General features: G+C 67.2%; 10 protein-coding genes. All 10 read left to right on the top strand.

Annotation, left to right across the window (positions count from 1 at the left end; all coding sequences use genetic code 11):
- Window positions 1-173: 173 nt before the first annotated feature.
- On the top strand, window positions 174-782 hold the full coding sequence (gene clsA / locus J0695_RS24030) for a cardiolipin synthase ClsA (RefSeq protein WP_206964806.1): 609 nt from the start codon (window positions 174-176) through the stop codon (window positions 780-782).
- Between the two features lie 117 nt (window positions 783-899).
- On the top strand, window positions 900-3,395 hold the full coding sequence (locus J0695_RS24035; protein WP_206964807.1) for a mannose-1-phosphate guanyltransferase: 2,496 nt from the start codon (window positions 900-902) through the stop codon (window positions 3,393-3,395).
- 97 nt (window positions 3,396-3,492) lie between these two features.
- Window positions 3,493-4,401 (top strand): DUF881 domain-containing protein, encoded by a 909-nt coding sequence (locus J0695_RS24040; protein ID WP_206964809.1) that lies wholly within the window; start codon window positions 3,493-3,495, stop codon window positions 4,399-4,401.
- Window positions 4,398-4,730: a small basic family protein gene (locus tag J0695_RS24045; protein ID WP_206964811.1), complete on the top strand. Its 333-nt coding sequence runs from the start codon at window positions 4,398-4,400 to the stop codon at window positions 4,728-4,730. The genes J0695_RS24040 and J0695_RS24045 overlap by 4 nt, the downstream gene beginning before the upstream one ends.
- Window positions 4,731-4,735: 5 nt before the next feature.
- Entirely contained in the window at window positions 4,736-5,530 is a 795-nt protein-coding gene (locus tag J0695_RS24050) for a DUF881 domain-containing protein (protein WP_242553114.1), read from the top strand.
- Between the two features lie 106 nt (window positions 5,531-5,636).
- Window positions 5,637-6,485 carry an FHA domain-containing protein gene (locus J0695_RS24055; RefSeq protein WP_307798735.1) on the top strand — a complete coding sequence of 283 codons (849 nt, stop codon included), beginning with the start codon at window positions 5,637-5,639 and terminating at the stop codon, window positions 6,483-6,485.
- Between the two features lie 17 nt (window positions 6,486-6,502).
- Window positions 6,503-7,228 carry a transcriptional regulator FtsR gene (ftsR, locus tag J0695_RS24060; RefSeq protein WP_206964814.1) on the top strand — a complete coding sequence of 242 codons (726 nt, stop codon included), beginning with the start codon at window positions 6,503-6,505 and terminating at the stop codon, window positions 7,226-7,228.
- A 53-nt stretch (window positions 7,229-7,281) separates the two neighbouring features.
- Window positions 7,282-7,755, top strand: coding sequence for a bifunctional nuclease family protein (locus J0695_RS24065; RefSeq protein ID WP_033327106.1), 474 nt, complete (start codon window positions 7,282-7,284; stop codon window positions 7,753-7,755).
- 236 nt (window positions 7,756-7,991) lie between these two features.
- Window positions 7,992-8,489 (top strand): MerR family transcriptional regulator, encoded by a 498-nt coding sequence (locus tag J0695_RS24070; protein WP_307798736.1) that lies wholly within the window; start codon window positions 7,992-7,994, stop codon window positions 8,487-8,489.
- Between the two features lie 58 nt (window positions 8,490-8,547).
- The coding region (locus tag J0695_RS24075) for a DNA polymerase IV (protein WP_206964818.1) at window positions 8,548-9,505 on the top strand (958 nt) is incomplete at its 3' end.

Consider the following 9,505-nt stretch of genomic DNA (forward strand, 5'->3'; position numbering starts at 1 on the left):
GTAGGACGCCGCCGAACAATCATTCCGGGAAACCCCCGCACCTTTTGGTGCGGGGGTTTTCTGCGTTCCGGTGCAGGTGCCGGCCAGGGCGGTTACCCCTGTGCACCTGCCGGCCGCGGCTGAGGGTAGGGTCAGGGGGCATCGTTGGCACGTTTCTCACAGGAGGCCCCCGGGTGGAGGTCCAGGAGACCCGAGTTCAGACCGAGCGGGTCCTCACCATCCCCAACATCCTGAGCATGGCTCGCCTCGTCGGTGTGCCCGTCTTCCTGTGGCTGATTCTCCGCCCTGAGTTCGGCGGACCCAAGAGTGACGGCTGGGCATTGCTCGTACTGATGCTCAGTGGCATCAGCGACTACCTCGACGGCAAGCTGGCCAGACGGTGGAACCAGATCAGCAGCCTGGGGCGTCTTCTCGACCCTGCTGCGGACCGGCTCTACATTCTTTCCACCCTGGTCGGTCTGACCTGGCGCGAGATCCTGCCGCTCTGGCTGACGGCAGCGCTATTGGCCCGAGAGCTGATGCTTCTGGTGATGGTGGGAATCCTCCGGCGGCACGGCTATCCGCCGCCGCAGGTGAACTTCCTGGGTAAGGCCGCCACCTTCAACTTGATGTACGCCTTCCCGTTGCTGCTGCTCAGCGACGGTCACGGGTGGCTGGCGTCCCTCGGAGCGGTTCTCGGATGGGCGTTCGCTATTTGGGGTACAACTCTGTATTGGTGGGCAGGGATCCTCTACGTAGTGCAGGTCCGCCGGCTCGTGAAGGCGGACGAAGTAGCCGATTGAGCTCGTCGGTGCGGTGCCGCGCGGTGTGGCCGGTATGCGCATGATGCCTGAGAGGCACTTCAGGACGGGTGACATCGGCTAGACCCCGTTGTCTCTTTTCAGGAGGACGCTTCCGACATGAAAGCCGTCGTGATGGCTGGTGGCGAAGGCACTCGCCTTCGTCCAATGACCTCGAGTATGCCCAAGCCGCTCCTGCCGGTGGTAAACCGGCCGATCATGGAGCATGTGCTGCGCCTGCTCAAGCGGCATGGGCTCAATGAGACCGTCGTAACCGTGCAATTTCTTGCCTCGCTGGTCAAGAACTATTTCGGCGATGGCGAAGAGCTCGGTATGGAGCTCACCTATGCCAATGAGGAGAAGCCACTCGGCACGGCCGGCAGCGTAAAGAATGCCGAGGAAGCGCTGAAGGACGACACTTTCCTTGTTATCTCCGGTGATGCGCTCACCGACTTCGATCTGACCGATCTCATCGCTTTCCACAAGGAGAAGGGTGGACTGGTCACGGTCTGCCTGACCCGTGTGCCGAACCCGCTGGAATTCGGCATCACGATCGTCGACGAGGACGGCAAGGTCGAGCGGTTCCTGGAGAAGCCCACCTGGGGACAGGTCTTCTCGGACACCGTGAACACGGGCATCTATGTGATGGAGCCCGAAGTCTTCGACTACGTCGAAGCCGATACGTCCGTCGACTGGTCCGGCGATGTCTTCCCTCAGCTGATGAAGGAGGGCAAGCCGATCTACGGCTATATCGCCGAGGGCTACTGGGAGGATGTCGGGACTCACGAGAGCTACGTCAAGGCCCAGGCCGACGTGCTCGAGGGCAAGGTCGACGTCGACATCGACGGCTTTGAGATCTCGCCGGGTGTCTGGGTGGCGGAGGGTGCGGAGGTCCACCCGGACGCGGTGCTCCGCGGGCCGCTGTACATCGGGGACTACGCCAAGGTCGAAGCCGATGTGGAGATCCGCGAGCACACGGTCGTGGGATCGAACGTCGTCGTGAAGAGCGGCGCCTTCCTCCACAAGGCCGTGGTCCACGACAACGTCTACATCGGTCAGCACTGCAACCTGCGCGGCTGTGTGATCGGCAAGAACACCGACATCATGCGTGCGGCCCGTATCGAGGACGGCGCCGTCATCGGCGATGAGTGCCTCGTCGGTGAGGAATCGATTGTTCAGGGCAATGTCCGGGTCTATCCGTTCAAGACCATCGAGGCCGGCGCCTTCGTCAACACGTCCGTCATCTGGGAGTCCCGAGGGCAGGCGCATCTCTTCGGAGCGCGTGGGGTCTCCGGGATCCTGAATGTCGAGATCACGCCGGAACTGGCGGTCCGGCTGGCCGGCGCCTATGCCACCACGCTGAAGAAGGGGTCCACTGTCACCACGGCGCGTGACCACTCGCGCGGCGCGCGTGCGCTGAAGCGGGCAGTGATCTCCGCGCTGCAGGCGAGCGCGATCGACGTACGGGACCTGGAGAACGTGCCTCTGCCGGTCGCGCGGCAGCAGACGGCGCGTGGCAGCGCCGGCGGCATCATGATTCGCACCTCTCCCGGAGTGCCCGACTCCGTGGACATCATGTTCTTCGACGAACGGGGCGCGGACCTTTCTCAGGGCGGTCAGCGAAAGCTTGACCGGGTGTACGCCCGTCAGGAGTACCGCCGTGCGTTCCCCGGGGAGATCGGGGATCTGTACTTCCCGTCCAGCGTCTTCGACTCGTACACCGGTTCGCTGCTGCGCAATGTGGACACCACGGGCATCGCGGATGCCGGGCTGAAGGTGGTGGTCGACGCGTCCAACGGCAGCGCCGGGCTGGTACTGCCGAGCCTGCTGGGACGGCTGGGTGTCGATGCCCTGACCATCAATCCGGGCCTGGATGAGTCCAGGCCGACGGAGACGGCGGACACGCGCCGTTCCGGGCTCGTGCGGCTGGGGGAGATCGTCGCCTCGGCACGGGCTGCCTTCGGAGTACGGTTCGACCCGGTCGGTGAGCGCCTGTCCCTGGTGGACGAGCGAGGCAGGATCGTGGAGGACGACCGTGCGCTGCTGGTGATGCTCGATCTCGTGGCGGCGGAGCGTCGCAGCGGGCGCGTGGCGCTGCCTGTCACCACCACGAGGATCGCCGAGCAGGTCGCGGCCTATCACGGGACGCAGGTGGAGTGGACGACCACGTCGCCCGATGACCTGACCCGGGTGGGCCGGGAAGAGACGACGATCTTCGGTGGTGACGGGCGTGGCGGCTTCATCATTCCGGAGTTCAGCAGCGTCTTCGACGGTTCCGCCGCATTCGTGCGGCTGATCGGCCTTGTCGCCCGTACGCAACTGACCCTGAGTCAGATCGACGCGCGGATCCCCCGTGCGCATGTGCTCCGACGGGACCTCGCCACGCCGTGGGCGGTCAAGGGCCTCGTCATGCGCAGGGTGGTGGAGGCGGCCGGAGACAGGTCCGTGGACACGACCGACGGCGTACGGGTGGTCGAGACCGACGGACGCTGGGTGATGGTGCTCCCGGATCCCGCGGAAGCCGTCACTCATCTGTGGGCCGAGGGGCCGGACGACGCCTCCGCCCAGGTGCTGCTCGACGAGTGGTCGGCGGTCGTGGACAGCGCAGGTCACTGAGGTTGTGACGGTGTGCCGGAGGGGGTAGCCGTACACCCTCCGGCACACCGGTGGGGCCATTCGGTACCTGACGCTCCGACGTGCGACGATGTGCGGCATGTCCCAGCAGCCCCCCATTCGGAGCACAGACACTCCGCCCCCGCGTCCCGACGCGTCGATGTCGCTGCTGACCAGTGTGATGGACCACAGCCTCGACGACGGGTACGCGGAAGCGACGGCCCGCAGGGCAGCCGAAGGCCGTACGGGAATGCCCCGAACGCTGGGCGCGAAGCTGGGACTTGCCGCTGGACTGGTGCTGGCCGCGCTGGTCGTCACGGTGGGTGCGGCGCAGGCAAGGATCACGGCTCCGGTGGTGGCGAAGGAACGCCAGGAACTCATCGACCGGGTCGAGTCGGAGACCGCGGCGGCCGACAAGACGCAGAAGAAGGTCGACGCACTCCGTGACGAGGTGGGCGAGCGCCAGCGCAAGGCACTGGAGCAGCACGGCGGCGACCAGGGCGAGTTGGTGGCCCTGCTCTCCGGGGCGACAGCGGTGACCGGGCCGGGCGTGAAACTTGTCGTGGACGACGCCAAGGACACGGACCAGGGCGGGGGCGGGCCGCGCGAGAGCTCCGGCTTCTCCGACACCGGCCGCGTACGGGACAGGGACATGCAGCGGGTCGTCAACGGCCTGTGGCAGTCCGGCGCCGAGGCGATCTCCGTCAACGGGCAGCGCCTGACGGCGCTCTCGGCGATCAGGGCCGCGGGCGACGCCATACTGGTGGACAACAGGCCGCTCGTGCCGCCGTACACGGTGCTCGCGGTGGGGGACGGGAAGCGGCTGAGTTCCGCGTTCCAGGACAGTGCCGACGGTCAGTACCTGCACGTGCTGCAGGAGAGCTACTCCATTCGCACCAGCATTTCCGATCAGGACGAGGTGCGGCTTCCGGCCGCTCCGAGCCTGATCGTACGTACCGCAAAACCAGTGGCCGCCGAGTCGGCCAACACAGGGAAGGGCACATCGTGATCGCCGTACTGGGCCTCGTGGTGGGAGTCGTGGTCGGACTGTTCGTCCGGCCCGAGGTGCCGGCGGTGGTCGAGCCCTATCTGCCGATCGCCGTCGTGGCCGCTCTCGACGCGGTCTTCGGTGGCCTGCGGGCCATGCTCGACGGCATCTTCGTCGACAAGGTCTTTGTCGTCTCCTTCCTCTCGAACGTCGTGGTCGCGGCCCTGATCGTGTTTCTCGGCGACAAGCTGGGCGTCGGTGCGCAGTTGTCCACGGGTGTGGTGGTCGTCTTCGGCATCAGGATCTTCTCGAACGCCGCGGCCATCCGCCGGCACGTCTTCCGGGCATGAGGCCGATGAGCAACGAAGAGAATCCCGAAGAGGGCCGGACAGAAGAGGCCCCCACCGCCGGGGAGCAGACCGGGCCGGTGCAGCAGACCGGACGGCAGCGGCTGGCCGCAGGGTTGTGGCCGCCGCGCCTGACACGCGCGCAGCTCATCGTCGCGGTCCTGCTTTTTGTGCTCGGTCTCGGGCTCGCCATTCAGGTCCGCTCCACGAGCGACAACAGCGCCCTGCGCGGTGCCCGCCAGGAGGACCTGGTGCGCATCCTCGACGAGCTCGACAACCGCACCCAGCGGCTCGAGGACGAGAAGCAGCGGCTGGAGGGGCAGCGGACCGAGCTGGAGAGCAGCTCGGACCAGGCGGAAGAGGCGCGCAAGCAGACGCAGGAGAAGGCGCGGCAGCTCGGCATCCTGGCCGGCACGGTGGCGGCGCAGGGGCCCGGGATCACGCTGACGATCCAGGACCCGCACAAGGCGGTGCAGGCCGACATGCTCCTCGACACCATCCAGGAGCTGCGTGCGGCGGGTGCGGAGGCGATCCAGATCAACGATGTCAGGGTGGTGGGTGACACCTACTTCTCCGACGAGAGCGGCATCCGGGTCGACGGCCAGAAGGTCGGCGCGCCGTACACCTTCAAGGTGATCGGGAAGCCGGAAGACCTGGAGCCCGCACTCAACATTCCGGGGGGTGTCGTGCAGACTCTGGAGAAAGAGCAGGCCACCGCCACGGTGACACGAGTTGAGAAGATCGTCGTGGATGCCTTGCGACCGGCGAAGCGGCCTGACTACGCTCGGTCGTCATCGCAGTGAGACAGGGGTGCATGGGGGCCGTGGGACTAGGGCATGAGGTTGCGGGGGGTCGGCGCACCGTAAGCGGGGTGCGTGGTGGAAACTGTCGGATGGATACGGACGTTGTGTGGATGTCCGGTTCAGCAGTGGTGTTCGGTCAGGGTTCGTCCTGCCCCACGGGCGGGTCTGTTTCGGTCAAGGGGAATCGCCCGTGAAGTTGTTTGCGAAGTTGTTCGGCAAGAAGACGCGTGAGGACAGTGGCAACGCCACTGCCAGACACCGTGCCCCGCGACATGGGCAGGGTGAGGAGCAGGGCGGGGAGCGCCCGCTCTTCCGCGATGAGGTCGACGGTCCCGGTGGTGACATTCCGGGCGCGTCGTCTGTTGACCCTGCCGGTCAAGGCCGCATAGGTTTTGGGGAACCATCGCAGGAGGATTCGTCCATGCCGGTTTGTACGAGGTGCGGGCACCGCAACGCCGAGGCCAGTCGGTTCTGTTCCAACTGTGGCGCTCCGCTGCGGGCGGGCGCGGGTGTGCCCGAGCGGCCTTCGGAGACGACGTCGACCATCTCCATCTCGGGCCTCGAGGCGTACGAGGCGGAGGCGACCGGCCAGACCGCCTCACCGTCGCTCTCGCCCGAGGCGCAGGCCGCTGTCGACGCGCTCCCGCTGGGCTCGGCGCTCCTGGTGGTGCGCCGTGGGCCGAACTCGGGCAGCCGTTTCCTGCTCGACGGCGAGCTGACCACGGCAGGCCGTCACCCGCAGAGCGACATCTTCCTGGACGACGTCACGGTTTCCCGTCGCCATGTGGAGTTCCGGCGCGGGGTGGACGGCGGCTTCACCGTCGCGGACGTGGGCAGCCTCAACGGCACCTATGTGAACCGCGAGCGGATCGAGTCCGTTGCACTGGCGAACGGCGACGAGGTGCAGATCGGCAAGTACCGGCTGGTCTTCTACGCGAGCCAGCGGGGCGTGTGACCCCCAAGGGAAGGTCCATGCTGGATACATCTACGGGCGGTGCCGGCGACGGCACCGCCGCCGCGGCCGGCCGTCCGGTGAGTATCGGCACGGTGCTCAACCTGCTGCGCGAAGAGTTCCCGGAAGTGACGATCTCCAAGATCCGGTTTCTCGAGGCGGAGGGTCTCGTCGAGCCCCAGCGCACTCCGTCCGGATACCGGAAGTTCAGTACGGACGACGTGGAGCGGCTCGCCCAGGTGCTGCGGATGCAGCGGGACCACTATCTGCCGCTGCGGGTCATCAGGGACCATCTCGATGCCCTGGAGCGCGGGGAGCAGGTCTCGCTGCCGTCCCAGGACGCGCTGCGGGAGGAGCCGGAGGCCGAGCACGCCACGGCTGCCCGTATCGGGCGTGACGTGCTTCTCGCCGCCGCCGAGGTCAGTGCGGAGGACCTCGACGAGTGGGAGTCGTACGGCCTGATCGTGCCCATGGCAGGGGGCAGCTACGACGCGGAGACCGTGAACGTGGCCCGACTTGTGGCGGATCTCGGGCGGTTCGGTCTTGAACCCCGCCATTTGCGCGCCATGAAGGCCGCGGCCGATCGTGAGGCCGGGCTCGTGGAGCAGGTGGTGGCGCCGCTGCGTCGGCACCGTAACCCGCAGACCAGAGCACATGCGGAGACGACCGCCAGAGAGCTCGCGACGCTCTCCGTACGGCTCCATGCGGCACTGGTGCAGACGGCTCTCGGCGTACGTCTGCAGTGAGCTTGGGGGAGCCCGACTACCCAAACGTGCCGGGCACGTCCTAGGGTTGCTGTGTGAACGAGCTCGACGTTGTGGGTGTCCGGGTGGAAATGCCCTCCAACCAGCCGATCGTTCTCCTGCGTGAAGTGGGAGGCGACCGGTACCTCCCCATCTGGATCGGACCAGGTGAGGCGACCGCGATCGCCTTCGCCCAGCAGGGGATGGCCCCCGCGAGGCCGCTGACGCACGACCTTTTCAAGGATGTCCTGGAAGCGGTCGGCCAGGAGCTCACCGAGGTCCGCATCACGGATCTGCGCGACGGTGTCTTCTACGCGGAACTGGTCTTCGCCAGTGGGGTCGAAGTGAGTGCCAGGCCCTCCGACGCCATAGCGCTCGCACTGCGCACCGGTACGCCGATCTACGGCAGTGACGGGGTGCTCGACGACGCGGGAATCGCGATTCCGGACGAGCAGGAGGACGAGGTGGAGAAGTTCCGCGAGTTCCTCGACCAGATCTCGCCGGAGGACTTCGGGACCAACAGCCAGTGACGTTCAGGCCGGGTGCCCTCGACGCATTCGAGTAGCCTTTCCCCGGAGAGGGGTACGGAAAACCACTCTCAGGGTGATTATCACTCGGCGTGCCGAGTGTGGCGATCGTTGACGCACCCCGGGTGACTGCCTACCGTCGTGAAGGCAGGTCAAGGACGGAGGTCGTCGTGAACAGCAGCGTTGACGGTACGGCGGCGGGCGGGCCGTATCCATTTCACGACGGGGCGGCCGAACAGGTGGCCGACACGGTCGGATACCGGGGGCCGACCGCATGTGCGGCGGCGGGGATCACCTACCGGCAGCTGGACTACTGGGCGCGCACGGGGCTCGTCGAGCCGAGTGTGCGGCCCGCGTACGGCTCGGGCACCCAGCGGTTGTACAGCTTCAGGGACGTCGTCGTTCTGAAGATCGTGAAGCGTTTCCTGGACACCGGGGTCGCACTGCAGAACATCCGCACCACGGTCCAGCATCTGCGCGACCGCGGTTTCACGGATCTTGAGCGGATGACACTGATGAGCGACGGCGCGACGGTGTACGAGTGCACCTCGCCCGACGAGGTCGTCGATCTGCTCCAGGGCGGCCAGGGGATCTTCGGGATCGCTGTCGGGGTGGTGTGGCGGGACGTGGAGAGCGCACTGTCGCAGCTGCACGGGGAGCGGGTCGACACCGGGGAGACACTGGTCGGGCACAATCCCGCCGACGAGCTGGCCAGGCGGCGCAACCGGGCCGTCTGAGCGGCCCGGGCGTGCGGTCCCGGCCGATTGTCAGTGGCGTAGGGCAGCATCGGTTGTTGTGAGAGCCGCGCCCACCATCCTGCATCTGGACATGGATGCCTTCTTCGCCGCCGCAGAGCAGGCGTCGAAGCCCAGCCTGCGCGGGAAGCCGGTGGTGGTGGGCGGACTCGGACCACGGGGCGTGGTCTCCACCGCTTCGTACGAGGCACGGCGCTTCGGGGTGGGCTCGGCGATGCCGATGGCGCAGGCGCGCCGGCTCTGCCCGAATGCCGCGTATCTGGTGCCCCGGTTCTCGCTGTACCGCGATGTGAGCAACCAGGTCATGGAGCTGCTGGGGCGGCTCTCACCGGTGATGGAGCCGCTCAGCCTGGACGAGGCCTTCGTGGATCTGGAGGCCGGCGGGTCAGCCGACGACCGGGTCTCCGCGGAGGCGGTCGGTGTGCAGCTGCGGAAGGACATTCGCGCGGTCACGGGGCTCACCGGGTCGGTGGGGCTCGCCGGGTCCAAGATGCTGGCCAAGATCGCCTCTGAGCGGGCCAAGCCGGACGGGCTGGTGCTGATCGAGCCCGGGACGGAGCGGGAGCTGCTGGCGCCGCTGACCGTACGTACGCTGCCCGGCGTCGGGCCCGCTACCGAGGACCATCTGCGGAGGTCCGGGATGACAGTGATCGCCGACCTGGCCCGGGCGGGGGAGGACGAGCTGGTGCGGCTTCTGGGGAAGTCGCACGGGGCCTCGCTGTACCGGATGGCCGTCGGACACGACGACCGGCCCGTCGTGTCCGAGCGCGACACCAAATCGGTGTCGGTCGAGGACACCTTCGACGTGGACCTGCACGACAGGGTGCGGGTCAGGACGGAGGTGGACCGGCTGGCGGGGCGGTGTGTGGAGCGGCTGAGGGCCGCCGGACGGTCGGGGAGAACCGTGGTGCTGAAGGTGCGGCGGTACGACTTCTCGACGCTGACCCGGTCCGAGACGCTGCGCGGTCCCACCGACGATCCCGCGGTGGTGCGGGAGG

It is taken from the genome of Streptomyces beijiangensis, from assembly GCF_017315755.1.
In the GTDB taxonomy this organism is placed as follows: domain Bacteria; phylum Actinomycetota; class Actinomycetes; order Streptomycetales; family Streptomycetaceae; genus Streptomyces; species Streptomyces beijiangensis.

Coding starts and splice junctions, on each gene's coding strand:
- J0695_RS24035 (WP_206964807.1), top strand. CDS start 900: ATGAAAGCCGTCGTGATGGCTGGTGGCGAAGGCACTCGCCTTCGTCCA.
- J0695_RS24040 (WP_206964809.1), top strand. CDS start 3,493: ATGTCCCAGCAGCCCCCCATTCGGAGCACAGACACTCCGCCCCCGCGT.
- J0695_RS24050 (WP_242553114.1), top strand. CDS start 4,736: ATGAGCAACGAAGAGAATCCCGAAGAGGGCCGGACAGAAGAGGCCCCC.
- ftsR (WP_206964814.1), top strand. CDS start 6,503: ATGCTGGATACATCTACGGGCGGTGCCGGCGACGGCACCGCCGCCGCG.